14 protein-coding genes and 1 CRISPR repeat array are annotated in these 22,657 nt (G+C 45.6%); of the genes, 2 read left to right on the top strand and 12 right to left on the bottom strand.

Going from position 1 to position 22,657, the window contains the following annotated elements:
- The first annotated feature begins 71 nt into the window (after nt 1-71).
- Nucleotides 72-2,453 carry a PilZ domain-containing protein gene (locus RA178_RS05695; protein WP_306684883.1) on the top strand — a complete coding sequence of 794 codons (2,382 nt, stop codon included), beginning with the start codon at nt 72-74 and terminating at the stop codon, nt 2,451-2,453.
- Here RA178_RS05695 and RA178_RS05690 read toward each other — a convergent pair.
- The gene (locus tag RA178_RS05690) at nt 2,450-3,436 is read right to left on the bottom strand and encodes an alpha/beta fold hydrolase (protein ID WP_306684882.1); all 987 of its coding nucleotides are present in this window, start codon (nt 3,434-3,436) and stop codon (nt 2,450-2,452) included. The genes RA178_RS05695 and RA178_RS05690 overlap by 4 nt on opposite strands.
- A gap of 127 nt (nt 3,437-3,563) precedes the next feature.
- Nucleotides 3,564-4,544, bottom strand: a complete 981-nt coding sequence (gene serB / locus RA178_RS05685) for a phosphoserine phosphatase SerB (RefSeq protein ID WP_287480234.1) — start codon at nt 4,542-4,544, stop codon at nt 3,564-3,566.
- A gap of 79 nt (nt 4,545-4,623) precedes the next feature.
- On the opposite strand from serB, the gene RA178_RS05680 reads away from it, so the two are divergent.
- The gene (locus RA178_RS05680) at nt 4,624-5,661 is read left to right on the top strand and encodes a YtjB family periplasmic protein (protein WP_306684881.1); all 1,038 of its coding nucleotides are present in this window, start codon (nt 4,624-4,626) and stop codon (nt 5,659-5,661) included.
- A 190-nt stretch (nt 5,662-5,851) separates the two neighbouring features.
- Here RA178_RS05680 and deoD read toward each other — a convergent pair whose 3' ends face one another.
- The 10 genes from deoD to cas6f all read right to left on the bottom strand — a co-directional run bounded on the left by deoD (nt 5,852) and on the right by cas6f (nt 22,652).
- Nucleotides 5,852-6,562: a purine-nucleoside phosphorylase gene (gene deoD, locus RA178_RS05675; protein WP_006086929.1), complete on the bottom strand. Its 711-nt coding sequence runs from the start codon at nt 6,560-6,562 to the stop codon at nt 5,852-5,854.
- 91 nt (nt 6,563-6,653) lie between these two features.
- Nucleotides 6,654-7,868: a phosphopentomutase gene (locus RA178_RS05670; protein ID WP_028761437.1), complete on the bottom strand. Its 1,215-nt coding sequence runs from the start codon at nt 7,866-7,868 to the stop codon at nt 6,654-6,656.
- Between the two features lie 9 nt (nt 7,869-7,877).
- The gene (gene deoA, locus RA178_RS05665; RefSeq protein WP_173243376.1) at nt 7,878-9,209 is read right to left on the bottom strand and encodes a thymidine phosphorylase; all 1,332 of its coding nucleotides are present in this window, start codon (nt 9,207-9,209) and stop codon (nt 7,878-7,880) included.
- 184 nt (nt 9,210-9,393) lie between these two features.
- Nucleotides 9,394-10,164, bottom strand: coding sequence for a deoxyribose-phosphate aldolase (deoC, locus tag RA178_RS05660; RefSeq protein ID WP_306684880.1), 771 nt, complete (start codon nt 10,162-10,164; stop codon nt 9,394-9,396).
- 420 nt (nt 10,165-10,584) lie between these two features.
- Complete coding sequence (locus tag RA178_RS05655; protein WP_263140120.1) at nt 10,585-11,454, bottom strand: nucleoside-specific channel-forming Tsx family protein; 870 nt, start codon at nt 11,452-11,454, stop codon at nt 10,585-10,587.
- A gap of 347 nt (nt 11,455-11,801) precedes the next feature.
- Nucleotides 11,802-13,097, bottom strand: coding sequence for a NupC/NupG family nucleoside CNT transporter (locus tag RA178_RS05650; RefSeq protein ID WP_263140119.1), 1,296 nt, complete (start codon nt 13,095-13,097; stop codon nt 11,802-11,804).
- A 176-nt stretch (nt 13,098-13,273) separates the two neighbouring features.
- The gene (locus RA178_RS05645) at nt 13,274-14,038 is read right to left on the bottom strand and encodes a TatD family hydrolase (RefSeq protein WP_306684879.1); all 765 of its coding nucleotides are present in this window, start codon (nt 14,036-14,038) and stop codon (nt 13,274-13,276) included.
- Between the two features lie 10 nt (nt 14,039-14,048).
- Nucleotides 14,049-14,252 carry a DUF5363 family protein gene (locus RA178_RS05640; protein ID WP_306684878.1) on the bottom strand — a complete coding sequence of 68 codons (204 nt, stop codon included), beginning with the start codon at nt 14,250-14,252 and terminating at the stop codon, nt 14,049-14,051.
- Between the two features lie 91 nt (nt 14,253-14,343).
- The gene (prfC, locus tag RA178_RS05635; RefSeq protein WP_173243370.1) at nt 14,344-15,915 is read right to left on the bottom strand and encodes a peptide chain release factor 3; all 1,572 of its coding nucleotides are present in this window, start codon (nt 15,913-15,915) and stop codon (nt 14,344-14,346) included.
- A gap of 268 nt (nt 15,916-16,183) precedes the next feature.
- A CRISPR array of direct repeats spans nt 16,184-21,971; the repeat unit is 28 nt; unit sequence TTTCTAAGCCGCCTGTACGGCGGTGAAC.
- Nucleotides 21,972-22,100: 129 nt separating this feature from the next.
- Nucleotides 22,101-22,652, bottom strand: a complete 552-nt coding sequence (cas6f, locus tag RA178_RS05630) for a type I-F CRISPR-associated endoribonuclease Cas6/Csy4 (protein WP_011919227.1) — start codon at nt 22,650-22,652, stop codon at nt 22,101-22,103.
- Between the last annotated feature and the right edge of the window lie 5 nt (nt 22,653-22,657).

Here is a 22,657-nt window from a genome sequence, read left to right as displayed (position 1 = left end):
TAAGTAACTGCGAATACTGCCGACATAAGACTAACAGCCCAATACAAAATAAGCATTAAAAAGAACCCTACATGAGTCTAGATAACCATAGTGCACTCATCGAACAGCTCAAGCCATTGCTCATGGAACCTAACTTCCAAGAGATTTTCCAGCAGCTGACGATAGATGAAACCAATTCGACCCGTTTTCTAGTGAAAATGGAACTCAGTCGTTTGGCTTCACCATGCACGCGAATTATCGATCTCAGGGATAAATCTGAGCTTCCTTGTGTTGAAGTGATGTTAGGTCAACAGCGACATTTTTTAGATGAACCCGCCAAAAACAGTATGCATGAGGCCATGTCACTGTTTCGCAACCAATATACCTTGGGAGTATACGAGTATGTGCTCAATGCTCACCAACAACGTCGGTTAAAGTTGCGCCAAGGTGTCACGCAGGTAGAGGCCCCAGAATCAGAGCCTTTTATGGTGCCCGGCGTGGTATTAGGCAGTTATTTCAACCGCACAGAAGAGCGGATGAATTACAGTATTCGCATCGCAGCATCGCAAACCGGCCGTGGTGAAGTACAAGGGATAACTGCAGATTTATCCGTAGGTGGTGCCCGTATTCGCCTTGTAGCTAACCATCCCTTCGATCTCGACCATCCTCTAAAAATAAAGTTACTGGAACTCAGTGAAGAGTTTTACTATCCCGATCTCCAGCTCGGTGTTGACTATGAGGTTGTCGATAGCCAAACCAATGGCGAATATATTTGGTTAAGACTCAAGCGTATTGGGGGCAGCGAAGCCTTAAGTGAAATGCTTGGCAATTTAATCCGCGGCTACAAACTGCGTTACAAAGTAGATGTGAATGATGTGATAGTCACAGCAACAGGGCTTGGATTTGAGCGTCATTATTTACCCCATTTGCCGCACTTACCTTTATATTTCAATACTCAAACTCAAGGTTTGAGCCACATGCTACTCAGCCGAGATAACCAGCAGATAGTGCATTATTTTCAAGATGAAAATGATGTGAGTCAGTTACCAGCTATGCTGACACCAAGCCGTTTATCTGAGCTACTTAATCACCCTGAAAATCCCGACCATGGGCTATTTTTTAGCTTTACCTATAATGCCCAAGGTTGCTTATATTTTTACTCTGCCACCTTAGCAGAGCTTAAAGCTAAGGGCATGATGCCTTTATTTTTAGGCTTTGCATCGACCAAGCCCAGCTGGCGGATCTTCAAAGTCACCCAAGATAAAATTTATCATGATAAGGGTTATCGACGTGCGACCCTCCCCGGAGATGAAGCAAAATTTAGCCCATTGGTCGAACAACAATTATCACAATTTAGTCATTTGCTTCAGCTCATCGAAATCAGTAACGAAGATACCAGAGGCCATTACAAAGCTTGGCAAGACGACAGTAATGCCAACGCCCTAAAAACCTTTGGTCAACAACGACTGACCACCAATCAAATTAAGTTAGTTTCCATGCAGTTTAGCGAGCGACGCCAAGAAGCGCGTTTCGCCTTTAAAACCTTAGTCAATGTGACTCAAGACAAGCACAAAGCCACGGGCATTACTTTAGATATTTCTAGCCGAGGCATGCAATTAACCTTGGATAACCCTGCCGATTTTTCATCAAATAAACCACTACTGTTAAGCTTCCCAAAGCTCCAAACCATTGCAGGCAAAACACAGCTAGATAACCTCCCCTACCGCTTAGTGCGTACCCGCAAGAATGGTGTAACCTTGCATTTAACCGCCGTTATGGGCCATACGCCCCATGTTGGGGTCGAATTTTTAAATAAACTTATTGCCCATAACAAAGAAAAATTAGAGCAACTCACCGAAAACAATAGTGAAATCAAAGAACTTGCCGATGGTTTAAAAAATATTTTGATGCATGATTTACATTCTGTGCCCTATTTTGTTGAAAAAACGACAAAATCTGCCCAAGTCGCTTGTTTAGGCGTTGGCACACAACAAGATGAGATCAGCGATATTTTTGCCGCGGGCACCTCAGATACCCTGCAATATAATTTAGCGCCGCTGCTAAAAGACGGTTTTTTTAAGCGAGATATTCTCGAACCTATCCGTCAAATGAAACCCCAACAGGACATGGATTTTATTGAAGTGTTTATTCAGTTAATTCGCCAATCTCGCGGAAAAATCTTTTTAAAGTGCACTCTTGCAACTGAAATCGGTGATGTCGAAGCACAGATAACCTTTATCAATCAGAGCAAAGCATTAGGCAGATTCCTCGCCCTACGGATTTATCGCGGCGCGACAGAGAAGCCTGACATGAACTACCTACGCCGTGAATTGGAATACATTAATATTCATGCAAACCATAAAGCTAAACAGTTAGAAGAACAGTTATGGCGTGTGATTGGTGTCGGCGAACTGTTAGATATTACCCAAGAAGTCGAATTAAGATACCCAGTACTTCATAAAAAGCAGTCTTAATTGTTCAATACCGCCAGATCAAAACTTAAATACCAATCCCTTATCTTAGGAAAATGATCACTGGTGGCATCTAAATGCGTCAGCATATCTGCATGGCCATAGTCATGCTTAAAGCCATTCTCCTTAGCGAGAAGCGTCGATTTAACCCGTTTAAAGCCACACTCTACGACCATGTCCGCCACATCTTCTGGATGCCCCAACACAGTATCGTTTTGCCCTGAGATAAACCAAGCCGGTGGCCAATGAGCGCACTTTGCAGCTTTAGCATAATCAAACCCATCATCGTGATCGATCCAATCGCCCCGTACCCAATCGATACTTTGAACTAATGAGGCGCGGCTCTCATTGTCCATACCAATACGCAGCTTATCGGCGGCGAGGTAACCTTGGCCCATCGCTAAACCTGGCGCTAAACGATTCCAAAAAACATCAACCATTAACCACTTTTTGAAGGACTTAACCCGAATTGTCCGTTTGCTACCGAAAGTAAGCAGTGAACGAACGCTTTGCTGCAAATCAGGATATCGGGCCAAACTACTCGCCATCAACACGCCGCCCCATGAATGGGCACACCAATGCACCTGCGAAGGCGCCACGGCTTTACGAGTCGTCTGCTCTTGGCAGATTTTTTGATGTAAATCGAGAATCGCCTGCTGCACTAAAGGTAACTGCTCGCGGATCACTTCCCCCTGCCCTAAGGTAAAATCACGATCGATTTTAGGCAAGCTGAGCCCTCTTCCTGCAGTATCCAGCACATACACCACAAATCCCACCTTCGCTAAATAACAACCAAGACCACGGCCACTCTGGCTATAAAACACCCGACCGTTAGACATAGCACCATGGAGCATGAGGATAGGCGTTTTAGAAAAATCAGGCGCAGCCGGTAATAACTGGCGTAGATGCAGTTGACCATCGCGGTACGGCAGGTAGATTGAAGACTGTGAAATAGTCGAAATTGAGCCTTGGGCGAGCTGAGTCAAAATAAGTCACTGGTAGTTTATCAATATCCCTAAACTACCAGCTCATCAATAAAAGACAAGAGTCATTGCTCTAACTCAGTCCTTACTTAGGCTTTCATCTCGACTTATATTTAAATAAATGAATAACCTAGATTTGTAGCAGGTAAGGTAGAACTCGCAGGTCGAGGTGACGAATATTGGCATCCGCCGCCGCTGCCAGCTTAGGTTTGGCATGGAAAGCGATACCAAAATCCGCAGCCATCACCATAGGAATATCATTCGCGCCATCGCCGATAGCGACTCTTTGGCCTTTTGGAATTTGCCACTGCTCACTGCAACGCTCAACCACATCCGCTTTAAACTGCGCATCCACAACTTTACCTGTTACTTCACCCGCAAGTTTACCGTCAGTGATCACTAACTCATTAGCAAAGGCCGCATCTAAGTTTAGAAGCTGCCTTAAATGGCCAACAAAAGGCGTAAAGCCGCCAGATGCAACCACTAAACGCCAGCCATGGGATTTAAGCTCTAAAAGCATAAGCTCAAGCCCAGGCATCAAAGGCAAGTTGTCGCACAAGGTCCTGATAATACTGGCATCGGCGCCCTTAAGCTGTGCCACACGCTGACGCAGACTCTGCTCAAAATCTAGCTCACCTTGCATAGCACGTTCAGTAATCGCCGCCACGCGCTCACCCACGCCTGCCATGGCCGCTAATTCATCAATACATTCAATCTGAATCGCCGTGGAATCCATGTCCATCACTAATAAGCCGGGATGATTCAAGCGAGGCAAATCAGCATGAATGACATGCAATTCAGCTAAAGACTGAGGGAATGCCGCTAACTGCGCCTGAGAAGGCAAATTTACCAGTGCCAACTCGATACAATGTAAACCAACTTGTCGTTCGATATGGGCGATACCGATAACGTTAGACTGAGGTAATTGCGCTATCCATGCCGATATTGTCGCCTCTACCACGGCATCTTGATAAATAATTCGCACACGTGAAACACCTGCGGGGTTTGCTGACTCTTGATAACGTTCAAACACTTGCCCTTGGCGTTCAAACCTTGGGGAATGGTCAGAGACTAACCACAAAAAAAGCGCATCTTGGTTCAAGCTTTCCATCGGACTTAAATTCTCCAACTATCGGGCTCACTCAGAATCAATTATGATTAGGCAAGCGCTCTACATTTTAAGGGTCAAAGTGTTATATCTTAAAGGGCTAAAGAAAAGCCATAAAATCAGTAGACTGATCCAAATTGCCGCCGCATTCGCCTTAATATTCGGCTTAGTGCAATTGTGGCAAACAAGCCTACTACAAGGTCAGCTGCTTCTAAAGTCCCAAACTCAAAAGATGGCCAGATTACTGGTACAGCAAACCGCTTATGGTGCCGCACCCGCGCTACAACTGCAAAATGACGAGCAGTTGCAATGGCTCGCCAGCGCTTTAGTGGAAGATCCTAAGGTGATGTCCGCCGCCATCTTCAGTGACCAAGGCATGCGGCTATCCTTCGCTCAAAGCATCACTAAGGATGTAGTTGATCCTGACTCTGAAGATATGAATTTGCTGCTAAGCAAATATCCTCCCTATGTAGAGCCCGTGATCCAAGAAGGGAAAAATCTAGGTTATGTCGAAGTTAGGCTTGATACCAAGTTATTTTTCAACGAAATCAAAGAAGCCCATAATTTAAACATGGAGCAACAACAAATCATGCTGTTGGTTGCAGGCTTGATTGGTATGTTGCTTTCGCGCTCTTTGTCTTTCAAACGTGCCGACTTCGACCGCCGTCGCTTTCGGGTTAAGTTGCGTCAAGCGCCGAAAAAACCTAAGAAACGATCCATAGCTGAAGAGCCATCAGAAAGTGTTAATAATGGTTTGGCGCAAGTGCTAACCGAAGAGCAACCGGTGGCAACCACTGATAACCCACAAGAGAAAGTGACTAAGCCCACTAAGGCACCAAAAGCAGTGACAGAGGCAAATACCGATAAGCTCACTCAGACCAGCGTGCAAACTAAGGCCGAAAAAACGTCAGAAAAATCATTGGAATTACAGGATAATACAGCAGTTGAAAACGCGGCAAACGATGCGGAACAAGCGGCACCTGTTAAGGTTAAACCTAAAGTGAAAAGTGTCCGTCGGGTAAAACACGCGACTAAATCAACAGCAACAGCAGCAGCCGAAACCTCGACGCCAAAAACACCCAGTGAACCAAGTGATCTCGACACAGATTCAACAGGTTAATCTCTATTTCGATAGATAAGGCAAATCACTAATCTATTGATAGCTAAGCTCTAGAAAAGCCATGAACAAGCAATTTCGAATAACCAAACCATTAATAACAAAGTCGAATAGAACAGCCGCTAAAAATTGGCATAAAAAAGGGTTCGCATTGCGAACCCTTTTTCAGTAGCACACTCTTACAACGTAACAGTTACAGTGTAATCGCCGCTTCTAATGTCATGATGATCATGTCATTGAATGTGGTTTGACGTTCTTCTGCAGAAGTCTTTTCACCGGTGCGGATATGATCAGATACAGTCACAACGCACAGGGCACGCGCACCAAACTCATGGGCAACGCCGTACAAACCAGCCGCTTCCATTTCTACGCCTAATACGCCCATCTTCTCCATCACGTCAAACATTTGTGGATCAGGAGTGTAGAACAGGTCCGCAGAGAAAATGTTACCTACGCGAACTTTAGTGCCACGAACTTTCGCAGATTCGATAACCGCATTCATCAGCTCATAGTTAGCGATAGCGGCAAAATCTTGGCCTTTAAAACGTAAACGGTTAACCGCTGAGTCAGTACATGCACCCATACCGATGATCACGTCACGTACTTTAACGTCAGTGCTGATCGCACCACAAGTACCCACACGGATCAGGTTCTTAACGCCGTAATCACGAATTAATTCAGTTGCATAGATAGAGCATGAAGGAATACCCATGCCAGAACCCATTACTGAAATACGCTTACCTTTGTAAGTACCAGTAAAACCTAGCATGTTTCGAACATCAGTCACTTGCTCAACATTTTCTAAGAATGTTTCAGCAATATATTTTGCACGTAATGGATCGCCTGGAAACAGCATTGTCTCAGCGAATGCGCCCTCTACAGCATTAATGTGTGGTGTTGCCATCGAAATAACCCCTGTTTATTTTATTAAGACTTAAGTCTTTGTTTACTGACGGCAAATGTCAGCCGCCAAATCGAAATAAATGCTAATTTGCCTAAAGGAACGATTCGCCATAGGCCATAGGTTCAAGCTTAAAGTGGCTCGCAATAGATTGGCCAATATCGGCAAAGCTATTACGACGACCCAGCGATCCCGCTTTCAATCCAGCGCCAAAGGCTAATACTGGCACATATTCACGGGTATGATCCGTGCCTTGCCATGTTGGATCGCAACCGTGATCCGCCGTTAAAATCAGCAGATCGTCTTCGCCTAATAATGCGAGCATTTCAGGCAAACGGGCATCGAAATATTCCAGCCCTTTCGCGTAGCCAGCAACATCACGGCGATGACCGTAGTGAGAGTCGAAATCAACGAAGTTAGTAAACACGATAGTGTTATCACCCGCAGATTTCACTTCGGCTAAGGTCGCATCGAAAAGTGCTTCTAAGCCGTTCGCCTTCACTTTTTTAGTGATACCACAGTAAGCATAAATGTCGGCAATCTTGCCCACACTCACTACTTCACCGCCAGCCTCTTTCAGCTTATCGAGTACAGTTTTTGCAGGTGGTGCGAGTGAATAATCCTTACGATTGCCGGTACGGGCAAAATCACTTGGACCAGTACCATCAAATGGACGGGCAATGACGCGACCTATGTTGTAAGGCTCTAACTCTTCACGGGTTATTTCGCAAAGACGATAGAGATTGTCTAAACCGAAGGTTTCTTCATGACAAGCGATTTGGAATACTGAATCAGCAGAGGTGTAGAAAATAGGCTTGCCAGAGCGCATGTGCTCTTCGCCTAACTCTTCTAAAATGGTTGTACCTGAGGCATGGCAATTACCTAAGAATCCATCCAGACCTGCACGGGCTAAGATCTTATCCGTCAGTTCTTTAGGAAAAGAATTTTGATGCTCGCTGAAATAACCCCACTCGAATAGTACGGGCACGCCCGCCATCTCCCAGTGACCGCTCGGCGTATCTTTACCCGAACTTAACTCTTGTGCATGACCATAAGCACCAATCAGCTCAACATTATCGCCAAAACCGGAGGCAAAGGCGCCAGTACTTTCCATCGCTGCATGGCCTAAACCTAAGCGCGCTAAGTTAGGTAATTTCAGCGGGCCTTCACGGCCAATATCGGCTTTGCCTTCGGCGCATGCTTTAGCAATATGACCAAAGGTATCGGAACCGACATCACCAAAGCTTGCTGCATCAGCAGAAGCACCGACTCCAAAGGAGTCCAACATCATAATAATGGTACGTTTCATAATTCTTCCTTAAAGGTCCGATGCACGAATATAGGCATAGATCTCAGGTGTTTTTTCTGGAGCGGTTTCACCAATGTGAATCGCTTTTTTCACCGCGAGTTCAGCTTCCGCGAAGGCGGCTTCAGACTGTGCATGGATAACGGCAATCGGAGTCGATGAATCTACTTTATCGCCTAAAGCACACACTTGAGTTAAGCCAACACTATAGTCTAGTGCATCACCGGGCTTACGGCGGCCGCCACCTAAGGTCACAACCGCTAAACCTAATTCACGTGTATCCATGCTATAGGCATAACCTTGCATATCGGCAAAAACTGGGCGAATAATTTGTGACTGCGGTAGGTATTTACTGTAGTTTTCAACAAAATCGACTGGACCACCAAGACCCGACACCATCTTGCCAAAGAGTTCTGCAGCGCGACCATTATCGAGCACACGATTCAGTTTAGCGCGAGCATCGGCTTCATTGCTTGCAAGACCGCCCAGAAGCAACATCTCAGCGCAAAGACCCATAGTGACTTCATATAAACGCGGGTTACGGTAAGCACCCGTTAAAAAGTCGATGGCTTCTTTCACTTCAACCGCGTTACCGGCACAAGATGCAAGCACTTGATTCATATCGGTAAGCAAAGCTGTCGTTTTAGTGCCCGCGCCATTAGCAACAGCTGCAATACTGCGAGCTAATTCTTCAGATGCCTCATAGGTTGGCATAAAAGCACCACTACCAACTTTCACATCCATCGCTAGCGCATCTAAATTACAGGCTAATTTCTTAGACAGAATCGACGCTGTAATGAGGGAAATGGATTCAACGGTGGCGGTATTATCGCGGATAGAATAGAAACGTTTGTCGGCAGGAACGAGATCGCCTGTTTGACCAATAATCGCCACACCGACTTCTTTAACCACTTTGCGGAATAATTCACTTGATGGCTCAGTTTGATAACCCGGAATGGCATCAAACTTATCGAGCGTGCCGCCCGTATGACCTAGGCCACGCCCAGAAATCATTGGCACATAACCACCACAAGCCGCAGCCATAGGACCAAGCATAAGGCTAATCACATCACCCACACCGCCAGTGCTGTGTTTGTCGATAACAGGGCCATTGAGTCCCAATGATTGCCAATTAAGTACAGTGCCAGAATCACGCATCGCTGTCGTTAAAGCGATTCTTTCATCCATATTCATGTCATTAAAGTACACAGCCATGCCTAATGCGGCAATCTGACCTTCGGACACTGCGTTAGTAGTGATACCTTGAACAAAAAACTGTATTTCTGCGGAACTTAGCGCTAAACCATTACGTTTTTTACGAATAATCTCTTGAGCTAGAAACATGATACTGCCTCCAAGATAGGCACTAACAACCCTGTCGCTAGTGCTTATCTTTGCAATGAAACATCAAAACTGTAGCAATATTACAAGTTCATACTATCGAAGTTTTGAGTTTGCCAAATAGATTTAGGTCACACTTAATTAGGCTCGCTATACGCTGATAGTATTAATCAGCGATAGTATGCAATTAATAGCCTTGAGTCGGCTTAGGCGCATCAGCTAATTCTAGTGTGTGTAACAAACTGTTTAGTAAACTTGAAGCACCAAATCTAAAGGTACGTGGTGAAACCCAATCAGCACCTAAAATACGCTCAGCAACACCGAGGAATTCAGCCGCTTGCGCAGCATCACGCACACCACCGGCAGGCTTGAAGCCTACTTGGGTATTCTTCTCACTGATCACAGTTAACATGATTTCAGCTGCTTCAAGTGTGGCGTTTACAGGCACTTTACCAGTAGAGGTTTTAATAAAGTCAGCACCTGCATCGATTGAAAGCTCTGATGCACGGCGGATAAGTGCAGGATCAGCTAACACGCCAGATTCGATGATGACTTTTAACAAGACTTCACCACAGGCTTCTTTACAGGCTTTGACTAATTCAAAACCAATCGTTTCATTGCCTTCCATCAGCGCACGGTATGGGAATACCACGTCAACTTCGTCGGCACCATAGGCAACAGCGGCGCGAGTTTCTAGTACGGCAATGGCAATGTCATCGTTGCCATGGGGGAAGTTAGTCACAGTGGCGATTTGGATATCTTCAGCACCGATTTCATCGAGTGTCTTACGTGCAATTGGGATGAAGCGAGGATAAATGCAGATAGCGGCAGTATTGCCCACAGCCGTTTTCGCTTTGTGGCACAGGTCGATCACTTTTTGATCTGTGTCGTCATCATTCAAAGTCGTTAAGTCCATTAACTCGATGGCGCGTTGTGCTGCTTTTTTTAAATCAGTCATAATAGCTCTCCAAAATAAAAATTAAATGAATAGAAATCAGTCGCATAAAAGCAACGCTTAAGAGGTGGCATTATTTTGATTATTTTTATGGCCGGGCCTTCAGGCGGTGCCGAGTAATTTGCTTATTACAAACTACCTTGTTGTAGGTATTCAATCTTGCCTAAGTCATAAAGAACAATAGGCATCCTGACACTTAAAATAACTTATAAGTGACCACGACTTGAATCCTTGAAGACCGGAAGAGAGGATACGAATAAAATCTTGCTCCTACTTTTCCGCGAAAAATCCATTTTAGCGCGAGAAAAACACAAACCTTTATATAAACCCACTTATTAGCCTAATAGGCTTAGATAAAGACTCATGGTAAAACTAAAGATGGAGCCGCATAATGCGGCTCCAACAAGCAATGATTACAAGAGATTAGAACTTGTAAGTTGCTGACAGGTAGTGTGACCAACCTGTTGATTCTAGGCCAGTAGCACCATCATCAGTTAGCAAGTAAACATCTTTGAAGCCTTTCAAGCCATAACCCAGAGCATAACGATCTGAATGCCAGTATAGACCGAAGAATACGTTACCGCCGTTAGTTGATTTGCCCTTAACTAAAGGACCATTCTCAACAGCAGGCCAATATGCTTCGTCAGCACCAAATTGATAATCGATGTAACCTTGGAATGACAGGAAGCTTTTGTTATCGAAGAAGTAGAAAGGTTTGAACCAGTTAGCAGAGAACTGATACCCATTCCACTCTTTAGCGTTCATGTCATAGTAACCGTACAGGTTCATGCCTGTTTTGCCTAACCAAGGCACGTTTACATCAGCACCGACACCCCAAAATGTAGAGTTAACGCCAGAACCATCACCATCGTTAACTAATCCATCCCAGTTGAACAGAGTAGAGAAGTAAACTTCTTGGATTGGTCCAAAAGACAAGTCTTTACCAGTCAGCGCATCGATAGATACACGTGGAGCAAACTTCATAAACAGCTTACTTTTACCTGTACCTGGATTCTTGTCACCATTGCTTGATGTTTCGTTTGCCAAGTTGAATACGTCAACATAACCGTATAGATCGAATACGCCAGAACGACCGCCGAATTCCATTTCTAAGTAGTTGTGTTGATCGCCAGCCGCTGGGTTCTCTGGCTTTTCACCGATAGAGTACATAGCGTTGAACTGCATCCACTTGTAATCAGAACCGTGAAGGTCTGTACGATCAGCAGCAAATGCGTTGCCAGAGATTGCTGCTACTGCAGTAGCGGCTAAAGCTAAAGTTTTAACGTTTTTCATCATCAACCCCATTTATCTTGTTTGCTACCATCGAGGGTAGCGTTCTTTTTGTGGCGTTCGCATTCTACCTAGATTAAAAAAAATCTCAATAATCTAGCGTAAAATCACAAACACAAAATTCTTAATTGTGAACAAAGTCGCGACTTCTGCATTACGATTAATTAACGTAACCGTAGACTCACGACATTTAAGACAGAATGACAGCTACACTTCAGTTGCATTCTGTGTCTTTCAATTGGAGAAACTATTCACTACTGGAATCACTACTGGAAAATGGTTGAATTAACTTAGGCCCTGCCCCGCATGGTCAGGACCCAGTTAGTGGGGTTTCCCCCTGCTGTTGTTACTTAGATAGCTAAGAACAAACCAGCAAGTGTTGCGCTCATTAAGTTAGCTAAAGAGCCGGCGATAACCGCACGAATACCCATTGTAGCTAAATCATGACGACGGTTAGGAGCCATAGCACCTAAACCACCAAGCAAAATCGCGATTGAAGACAAGTTAGCGAAACCACACAGAGCAAACGAAATAATCGCTTGTGTTCTATGAGTCATCACAGCTTGAGTTTCAGCAACGCATAACGGCAGGCCTTTAACAACTTCAGCAGCAACCGCTGTACAAGTAGTGGCAGCATCAGAGATATATGGAGCAAAGTTTAAGTAAGCAACGAATTCGTTAACAATGATCTTTTGACCGATGAAAGAACCTGCTACTAATGCTTCATTCCAAGGCACACCGATAAGGAATGCTAATGGCATAAACACATAGCCAAGGATCAGTTCAAGTGTTAAACCTTCAACACCAAACCAACCACCCACACCACCAATAATGCCGTTGACCATAGCGATCAAACCAACGAAGGCTAACAACATAGCGCCTACGTTTAAGGCTAAATGCATACCAGATGAAGCACCTGCAGCAGCGGCGTCTAACACGTTAGCTGGTTTGTCAGGATCTTCTGGTAAATCGCTCATGTCATTTTTAGCAGCTTCAGTTTCAGGGTGCATCAGTTTAGCCATTAATAGACCACCTGGTGCTGCCATGAATGAAGCGGCAACTAAGTATTCGATAGGTACACCCATCTGCGCGTAACCAGCCAATACTGAACCCGCGATTGATGCCAAACCACCCACCATGATCGCAAACAGTTCAGACTGCGTCATAGTTGGAATGAATGGGCGAACCACTAATGGGGCTTCAGTCTGACCAACGAAGATGTTAGCAGTTGCTGACATAGATTCAGTACGGCTTGTGCCCAATGCTTTTTGTAAACCACCACCGATGATACGGATGATCCACTGCATAACGCCTAAGTAATATAGAACCGCAATCAGAGAAGAGAAGAACACAATAACGGGTAACACGTTAACTGCGAAGATAAAGCCAAGTTTGAAGTTAGCTAAATCACCAAACAGGAAACCGATACCGTTTTGTGCGTAACCAATAACGCTAGAAACCGCATCAGACATCCCTTTCAGAATGTCTTTACCAACAGGAATATACAGTACAAAACCACCGAAGGCAGCTTGGATAGCTAACGCGCCGCCCACTGTACGTAAATTAATTGCTTTTTTGTTATTCGATAGGAGGAAACCTATCGCAAGTAGGGTGACCACCCCTACTAAACTCATTAATATATCCATTAACCATCACCCTATTGTTAACACTTTTTAATTATGTTGTTAATCAACCTATTTCCGAGTCAGATTATACCCGAGGCAAAGTCGAAAATCGTCGTTTTGATCATATTTTTGGAGTTTAATTTCAATCGCTTAGTGCAGAATGCTAGTGCGACCTACACCTGTTTATTTAAAAACAGCTAAAGGTCAAACAGTTGCATTGCATTCGACACCAAGTGTTCTGATATTAGAACACTTGATTTTTTTTGCAAATTGGCAATTTTGTCTATAAAAAGAACAAGGTTAGCGGGCTGGTTACGTTTTTCAGTAACATTTATCGGCGTCATTGCAGGAGAGTCAGTCTCAAGTATGAAGTGCTGAAGTGGTAATTCGCTGACAGTTTTAAGCAATTTTTTGGCATTAGGGTTCATAATCAAACCACCAATTCCCAGCTTAAAACCTAATTTGATATATTCCAGTGCAATTTCAGTACTGCCAGAAAAAGCATGTATCACACCGCCTCTAGGCAATTGATACTTTTTCAAACACCCTAAAACCTCTAAATGTGCTTTTACGCTATGAATAATAACTGGCAGATTAACGGACTTAGCTAAAGCTAATTGTGCCTCAAAAAATGCGAGCTGCTGAGGCCACGTTGAGGAATAGAGCTTATCTAAGCCACATTCACCAATAGCAACAAAGCGAGGACATTCTAGTAACGCCGAAACTTGAGATGTTAATGCTAAGATCCCAGCATCAACATCCTCTGGACAAAACCAAGGATGAATACCAAGGGCAAAATAAGTTTGGTATTGTTCGGCAACGGCGAGCTGTTTGTGCCAGTGCAGCGGGGACACACCAGGAATAATCAGATTATCTACGCCAACACTGTGCATTCGCAACACCACATCGTCACGGTCAACATCAAACTCGGCAAAATCCAAATGGGCGTGGGTATCAATCACAGTAAATGCCTCACTCTGCGGTCGATTTACCAATTGAATGAGGTTCAGGTGATGATACCGTTTCGTCAACCACCAAAGCTTTGGCGCATTTTACCGCTAATGGAGGATCTTCAAGGCGTGGCATGCAACAGCGACGATTTTCAGGTGTCAGCCCCATTCGGTCGCACCAATGAATATAAGCCTGCCATGTTTTTGTGATCCAATTCGCCATCATTCACATCCAGAACCGATTTTTAGTTTTCGTTAGATACAAAAATGGCGGTGAATTCACCGCCATTTCAACCACTATTCTAAACCGAACCCTATTAGTGTTCGCGGGTTTTCGCAAACTCAATATCAGGATATCTTTCCATCGAAAGATTAAGGTTAACCATAGTTGGTGCAATATAGGTTAAGTTATCGCCACCATCGAGAGCCAAGTTTTGGCTACACTTACGGCGGAACTCTTCAAGCTTACGCTCATCCTTACAATAAACCCAACGAGCTGTCGACACGCTAATACCTTCGTAAATAGCTTCGACGTTATATTCACTCTTCAGACGACCAACAACCACTTCAAACTGCAGTACACCCACAGCGCCAACAATCAAATCGTTAGTATCAATTGGGCGGAATACTTGTACAGCACCTTCTTCAGATAACTGTACTAAGCCTTTTAAGAGTTGCTTCTGTTTAAGCGGATCGCGCAAACGAATACGGCGGAACATTTCAGGGGCGAAGTTAGGTACGCCAGTGAAACGAAATTTTTCACCTTGGGTAAACGTATCGCCAATACGGATAGTGCCATGGTTATGTAAACCGATGATATCGCCTGGGTAAGCTTCTTCAGCACGCTCACGATCGCCTGCCATAAAGGTCAATGCATCGCTAACGTTAACATCTTTACCAATACGCACATGGTGCATTTTCATGCCTTGCTCGTAACGGCCAGAACACACACGCATAAAGGCGACACGGTCACGGTGTTTTGGATCCATGTTTGCTTGGATCTTGAACACAAAACCGGTGAATTTTTCTTCATCAGGCATGATAACGCGTGTATCGCTTTCGCGCGGTAATGGCTTAGGTGCCCACTCGACGATGCCGTCAAGAATATGGTCCACACCAAAGTTACCTAGCGCAGTACCGAAGAACACTGGCGTCAACTCGCCTTTCAAGAAAGCTGCATGGTCAAATTCATGCGACGCGCCGCGCACTAATTCCATCTCATTGCGCAAATCAGCGGCATAACTGCCAATCGCTTTCTCAAGATCAGGATTATTAATGCCTTTAATTACACGACGCTCTTGGATCGTGTGTCCCATACCTCCTTGATACAAGACCACTTCATCACGCAGTATGTGGTAAATACCTTTGAACTCTTTACCGCTGCCAATAGGCCAAGTAATAGGTGCACAGGCAATATTCAGCACGCTTTCGACTTCATCCATCAGATCAATAGGATCACGGATATCGCGGTCGAGTTTGTTCATAAAGGTCACAATCGGCGTATCACGCAGACGTGTCACTTCCATCAACTTGATCGTACGGTCTTCAACACCCTTAGCAGAGTCGATAACCATTAGACAGGAATCAACGGCCGTCAGAGTACGATAAGTATCTTCAGAGAAGTCTTCGTGACCAGGCGTATCGAGTAGGTTAACAAGGGCACCACCATAGGGAAATTGCATGACAGACGTAGTAATAGAAATACCACGGTCTTTCTCCATTTCCATCCAGTCAGACTTAGCATGCTGACCCGATTTTTTGCCTTTAACCGTACCCGCTTTCTGCAAAGCGTTTCCGAATAACAGCACTTTTTCGGTAATGGTTGTTTTACCCGCGTCGGGGTGCGATATAATAGCAAAAGTGCGTCGTTTATTGATTTCTATAGACATATTTATTAGGTCTTACTCGTTGTTCAGTCAGTTTGTACACATGTTTGTACACAAAACTAAAATAATGATTTGTCATTTGATATCTTGGCGCGGAGTATAGCAGAATCATTCAATTAAAATCGCGCTCAAAAATCGGCTTGTCATAGATTTTATGTACAGCCTTTACGACTGTGAACAATCATATATTTTGAAACTTAAATATAAAGAATATCTAGGCTACCTGTGCGGTAGTAAACAGTAACACTTCATTGACGGAAGTAGGGCGAAATTTCTAAGCCACCTATTCGGCGGTGAACGAATTTTAAACCGTCAGTTTAATCATACACAATTTCCGAGCCGCCTGTGCGGCGGTGAACGGTGGGTTAGATAAACCACACACTCTAATAGTTTTTTAAGCCGCCTGTGCGGCGGTGAACAGTCATTGCGAAATTATTGGTTTACAAATAGATTTCTAAGCCGCCTGTGCGGCGGTGAACAACTTAGCTATCATAATCGAGGGCTGATACATTTTCTAAGCCGCCTGTGCGGCGGTGAACAACAAGATTCAGGATTTGGCGGTTGAGATTGGTTTCTAAGCCGCCTGTGCGGCGGTGAACTCCGCTACCTCGCCACGGGTAAACCGATTGACTTTCTAAGCCGCCTGTGCGGCGGTGAACGGAAGATTTTCTTTTGCGCTTACGACAGATAATTTCTAAGCCGCCTGTACGGCGGTGAACAGTCATTTAGCGATACAAAACTCATAGTCGAATTTCTAAGCCGCCTGTACGGCGGTGAACTTCCCTCGTGTCGCGCTTAACCCAGGAGAAAATTTCTAAGCCGCCTGTACGGCGGTGAACTACTCAAACAGATTGGACACAGATACCTGATGTTTCTAAGCCGCCTGTACGGCGGTGAACGGAAAGTGACTCAGCAAACAAACACCCCGCTATTTCTAAGCCGCCTGTACGGCGGTGAACTCCTTTGTTGCTGGTTAAAACGTCATTCTATCTTTCTAAGCCGCCTATACGGCGGTGAACAACAACATCGACAGCAGAAAAGGACACAATATTTTCTAAGCCGCCTGTACGGCGGTGAACGGTCGCTAAAAACATAAGCGGCTTGCTCTAATTTTCTAAGCCGCCTGTACGGCGGTGAACGGTGCGACATAGCTTACTCATGTTGCTGGAATTTTCTAAGCCGCCTGTACGGCGGTGAACATAACAACGATGTGCGCCAGGTTAGTTCGTGATTTCTAAGCCGCCTGTACGGCGGTGAACAAACGATTCTAGGTGCTGTGATGATCGTAGTTTTTCTAAGCCGCCTGTACGGCGGTGAACTGACTGCGTATGAAGTCGCTTTGTTTATAGCATTTCTAAGCCGCCTGTACGGCGGTGAACTATAAAATGCAAACAATCGAACAACAATTAGCTTTCTAAGCCGCCTGTACGGCGGTGAACTGGTCAGCATGCGGGGATACCTCCATGCGTTCTTTCTAAGCCGCCTGTACGGCGGTGAACCAGACTTTGAGCGCCAAGACGGTTGGTGGGAATTTGTAAGCCGCCTGTACGGCGGTGAACTCTACTTGACTTAGTTTCTAGTTCATTCTGTATTTCTAAGCCGCCTGTACGGCGGTGAACAAAACTGCCAATTACAAACACGCACTTTTGAATTTCTAAGCCGCCTGTACGGCGGTGAACGAACCCTAACCATCATAGTCTTTTCGGTTTTATTTCTAAGCCGCCTGTACGGCGGTGAACCTGATACCTTGTGCCTTAGCCTTAGTTACAAATTTCTAAGCCGCCTGTACGGCGGTGAACCTCGGTACGGCCGTCATGGATAAAGTGAAAGATTTCTAAGCCGCCTGTACGGCGGTGAACCCTGTGCTGAAACCTTCTACAAACATATAAACTTTCTAAGCCGCCTGTACGGCGGTGAACATCGCACTTTGCAGACCTCAGGCGGCTCTACGTTTCTAAGCCGCCTGTACGGCGGTGAACTTCGGTAATATCGGCCGTTGCCATAGCTTCGATTTCTAAGCCGCCTGTACGGCGGTGAACTGCCAATCTCCGCCCATAGTCGGGTCTGTTACTTTCTAAGCCGCCTGTACGGCGGTGAACAGTTGCTACGGCTGGCGGGCATTATTACCACATTTCTAAGCCGCCTGTACGGCGGTGAACTTAGAACTTTACTGCCTGATCTTGCGCCCTCATTTCTAAGCCGCCTGTACGGCGGTGAACTAAAATTAAGGGGTTTTAAGCCCTTTTTGTTATTTCTAAGCCGCCTGTACGGCGGTGAACTATTTGGACCGCTTACAGCCCTTGGTATACATTTTCTAAGCCGCCTGTACGGCGGTGAACATCTGCCTTGGGCTGAATACATGCTACCTACATTTCTAAGCCGCCTGTACGGCGGTGAATCAATGCATAGCGCGTATAATTAGGTCACTTTTTTTCTAAGCCGCCTGTACGGCGGTGAACCCTATAAGTGCTTGTGAAATACTCCGGTTGATTTTCTAAGCCGCCTGTACGGCGGTGAACTACTAACCTGCCTCTTGGTGTTTAAATAAATATTTCTAAGCCGCCTGTACGGCGGTGAACCGTCAACGGTCGTACACTCAACACCTGTGAACTTTCTAAGCCGCCTGTACGGCGGTGAACGAAGCCGCTTGAGCTTGCAAATTCTGTAAATATTTCTAAGCCGCCTGTACGGCGGTGAACCCAGCGAGCCATTTACGCTAGTTAATAACAACTTTCTAAGCCGCCTGTACGGCGGTGAACCTAAGTGATCGCGGCCTGAGTCTTAAGCGCAATTTCTAAGCCGCCTGTACGGCGGTGAACGTTAAATCTATCTGTCCTCCAATCTTTGTCACTTTCTAAGCCGCCTGTACGGCGGTGAACAACTGAATAAAATAATAGTTGCGTTACTGACATTTCTAAGCCGCCTGTACGGCGGTGAACACTAGCCACTCGCTGATATTCGATTGGCGCCATTTCTAAGCCGCCTGTACGGCGGTGAACCCAGGCGAATGCCGCGAGCTGGTTAACTACGATTTCTAAGCCGCCTGTACGGCGGTGAACACCCATGCGAGCTGACTCGACACTGGCCAAATTTTCTAAGCCGCCTGTACGGCGGTGAACAGCTTACGAGCATGTCACTCTCTCTAATATTATTTCTAAGCCGCCTGTACGGCGGTGAACGTCAGTCATCTGCAATAAAAACGAATTCTACATTTCTAAGCCGCCTGTACGGCGGTGAACGTAAAGAATTTAACGAAGTCTGCCCATTTCTTTTTCTAAGCCGCCTGTACGGCGGTGAACGCGTGTCGATTGGTTTACGTCGCGAAATGTTATTTCTAAGCCGCCTGTACGGCGGTGAACACTAAGCGCAATACCCGCTTTGCATGGCGTTCTTTCTAAGCCGCCTGTACGGCGGTGAACTGGCCGCAGAGCCAGAAGAAGAAAAACAATCATTTCTAAGCCGCCTGTACGGCGGTGAACCTACAGTAGTCGGTGCGGGTGCTACAGTAGTCTTTCTAAGCCGCCTGTACGGCGGTGAACATTAGCGAACCTAAATCCCTTTTGTTACGTACTTTCTAAGCCGCCTGTACGGCGGTGAACGCACATGCGGCGACTACCCGGACAGTGAATAATTTCTAAGCCGCCTGTACGGCGGTGAACTATCTGGAAGATTGTAAGCATTATATGATTTATTTCTAAGCCGCCTGTACGGCGGTGAACATAACCCAAGCAAATATCCGTATATCGATACATTTCTAAGCCGCCTGTACGGCGGTGAACTGTGATGAGTTTTTCAATGCGATAGGGGATGCTTTCTAAGCCGCCTGTACGGCGGTGAACACTATTCAAATTACAAAATACCGTGCGCGGTGTTTCTAAGCCGCCTGTACGGCGGTGAACTGGGTCAGCTCTTCTACATACAAAAAGCGAATTTTCTAAGCCGCCTGTACGGCGGTGAACTACAATGTATCTAATCACTGAATACTCGACAGTTTCTAAGCCGCCTGTACGGCGGTGAACTCTCATTTGAACGGTTCGACCTAGGACCTATATTTCTAAGCCGCCTGTACGGCGGTGAACTGCCCAGTCATAGCCCACGTTTGGTACATAATTTTCTAAGCCGCCTGTACGGCGGTGAACGCCGGGCTCGATATGCAGAATGATCGGGTTGATTTCTAAGCCGCCTGTACGGCGGTGAACATAAGATGCTTGGTCTTTGCTCAATGGCTAACTTTCTAAGCCGCCTGTACGGCGGTGAACCAACCTTGCCTGTTCCCATGGCTACGTCATTATTTCTAAGCCGCCTGTACGGCGGTGAACCAACAAAAAGCCCCTTACCTGCAGCTGTTACTTTTCTAAGCCGCCTGTACGGCGGTGAACGGTGACTATGAGACAACGATCTATTTCAACAATTTCTAAGCCGCCTGTACGGCGGTGAACCGCCAATGACTCAGTTAATGGGCTATCAAACTTTTCTAAGCCGCCTGTACGGCGGTGAACAGCGCAATTCAGCTTCACTCTGCATTTCAAAATTTCTAAGCCGCCTGTACGGCGGTGAACTTCACTACCGACTCGCATAACTTCAGCTTTAATTTCTAAGCCGCCTGTACGGCGGTGAACTTTCCGAGATAGCGACAATCGAGCGCTTCCAATTTCTAAGCCGCCTGTACGGCGGTGAACTTATGCATGGCCTTAAATACTGTTTGGTTTCGTTTCTAAGCCGCCTGTACGGCGGTGAACCGCAGGGGGTTGTTAGCCATGTTGGCCATAATTTTCTAAGCCGCCTGTACGGCGGTGAACGCGTTTGATAGCAAGCTCGCGCGCATTGTGCATTTCTAAGCCGCCTGTACGGCGGTGAACACTAATTCGTCCCCTTCGGTCTTGGTCTGCCATTTCTAAGCCGCCTGTACGGCGGTGAACCTAACCACGGGAAACCATGGTTAGCCTTCCATTTTCTAAGCCGCCTGTACGGCGGTGAACGAGTAGCGGAAGCCGTGGTTTTGCGAGCATAATTTCTAAGCCGCCTGTACGGCGGTGAACTAGAACCGATGACGTTTATTGAAAAAACGTATTTTCTAAGCCGCCTGTACGGCGGTGAACTACAGACAAACTTAACTGTTAACGCTCCGTCATTTCTAAGCCGCCTGTACGGCGGTGAACTTTCAAAAGGATGCCAATCTTTCAAACACTCATTTCTAAGCCGCCTGTACGGCGGTGAACCATATACTCAAACTCTGACACTATGGCGTAAGTTTCTAAGCCGCCTGTACGGCGGTGAACTTTATTTATGGGTTAGCAACTTCAACATCACATTTCTAAGCCGCCTGTACGGCGGTGAACGCTGTGTTTATTCGCCACATGATGCCGCCTTATTTCTAAGCCGCCTGTACGGCGGTGAACTGGACAGAAAGCAACGAGTAGGGCAATACGCATTTCTAAGCCGCCTGTACGGCGGTGAACTAGCATCTGCTAAGCCTGACCTTTTGGAGTCTTTTCTAAGCCGCCTGTACGGCGGTGAACGATGTAATATCGCGCACGTTAGAGTTATTGAATTTCTAAGCCGCCTGTACGGCGGTGAACGGGCGCGCCGTTTATGTCGTTAAATGTCACAATTTCTAAGCCGCCTGTACGGCGGTGAACCGCCAAAAACCACAATGACAGTTAACATCGAATTTCTAAGCCGCCTGTACGGCGGTGAACCTGAACAGACTAAGCTGATGCGAGTTCCCCTCTTTCTAAGCCGCCTGTACGGCGGTGAACTTATGAACATGCCAATAATGAGCTTCTTACGTTTTCTAAGCCGCCTGTACGGCGGTGAACCTTTTGCACTATCTGGATTGGAAGGGTCAATATTTCTAAGCCGCCTGTACGGCGGTGAACATCAAAAGCAGAAATAGTTTTCCGATTAAAAATTTCTAAGCCGCCTGTACGGCGGTGAACCTAATGGCCTTAATGGGGCAACTGGAGCAACTTTTCTAAGCCGCCTGTACGGCGGTGAACTTTGCGGAACCTGTGGCAACTGATGTTGTAACTTTCTAAGCCGCCTGTACGGCGGTGAACAGTAGAAAATCTTCAAAAAAATAAGCTACAACAGGCGGATAGGTAAAATTCACTTTTTTACCTATTGAATAACCACCTGAAATAAGTAATTGTTTTACAATCAATTTTTTAAAGAGCAAAAATAAAGGGTTAAAACCAAGGTACTGTTGCGGTTTTGCTAAGACCATAACTATCAAACTCACCATCAAGGGGGTGAGCTTGAATGTCGCTAAACTCAAAGAATTTACGATATACCTGCCCTGTGGAACTACTAAACAGATCAAGATATGGATTATCAAATCCTTGGCCGAGCATTTTTACCTTGTACCGTTTCTCTCCGTCTTTATCTATGCTGCCTCTGGCAATTAAACGCTTCAATTTTGCTTTACTTAAATTACTGCGTTTAACGGAAACAATACGATATTGCACGTGATCAGGCACGGCAGAAACAGCAGTAACCTGACAATATCCTGCCAAAGGGCCTAACCAATCCAGGCCTTGTAAATCATGCAATAAACTCGCATCACCATGAATGCGAAATAACTGCCCTAAGCTTAATTTCATTTGCGGAAAGCTAATGCCAATTTTATGGCTATTGAGCGTCACTAACGCTTTGTGAAATTTAGTAAATACTTTACTACTGAGCTCAGCCTCCCGCATTTCGGCATCTGGCTTAAGCCGTATATCAATATATGAGTTCATAATTC

It is taken from the genome of Shewanella oncorhynchi (genome assembly GCF_030848765.1).
In the GTDB taxonomy this organism is placed as follows: Bacteria; Pseudomonadota; Gammaproteobacteria; order Enterobacterales; family Shewanellaceae; genus Shewanella; species Shewanella oncorhynchi.
This window is presented reverse-complemented; position numbering and strand designations above follow the sequence as displayed.

Excerpts from the sequence above, each read along its gene's own strand:
- RA178_RS05650 (WP_263140119.1), bottom strand. The coding sequence starts at position 13,097 with ATGGATATATTAATGAGTTTAGTAGGGGTGGTCACCCTACTTGCGATA.
- prfC (WP_173243370.1), bottom strand. The coding sequence starts at position 15,915 with ATGTCTATAGAAATCAATAAACGACGCACTTTTGCTATTATATCGCAC.
- RA178_RS05670 (WP_028761437.1), bottom strand. The coding sequence starts at position 7,868 with ATGAAACGTACCATTATTATGATGTTGGACTCCTTTGGAGTCGGTGCT.
- deoC (WP_306684880.1), bottom strand. The coding sequence starts at position 10,164 with ATGACTGATTTAAAAAAAGCAGCACAACGCGCCATCGAGTTAATGGAC.
- serB (WP_287480234.1), bottom strand. The coding sequence starts at position 4,544 with ATGGAAAGCTTGAACCAAGATGCGCTTTTTTTGTGGTTAGTCTCTGAC.
- RA178_RS05640 (WP_306684878.1), bottom strand. The coding sequence starts at position 14,252 with ATGATGGCGAATTGGATCACAAAAACATGGCAGGCTTATATTCATTGG.
- deoD (WP_006086929.1), bottom strand. The coding sequence starts at position 6,562 with ATGGCAACACCACACATTAATGCTGTAGAGGGCGCATTCGCTGAGACA.
- RA178_RS05655 (WP_263140120.1), bottom strand. The coding sequence starts at position 11,454 with ATGAAAAACGTTAAAACTTTAGCTTTAGCCGCTACTGCAGTAGCAGCA.
- RA178_RS05695 (WP_306684883.1), top strand. The coding sequence starts at position 72 with ATGAGTCTAGATAACCATAGTGCACTCATCGAACAGCTCAAGCCATTG.
- cas6f (WP_011919227.1), bottom strand. The coding sequence starts at position 22,652 with ATGAACTCATATATTGATATACGGCTTAAGCCAGATGCCGAAATGCGG.
- deoA (WP_173243376.1), bottom strand. The coding sequence starts at position 9,209 with ATGTTTCTAGCTCAAGAGATTATTCGTAAAAAACGTAATGGTTTAGCG.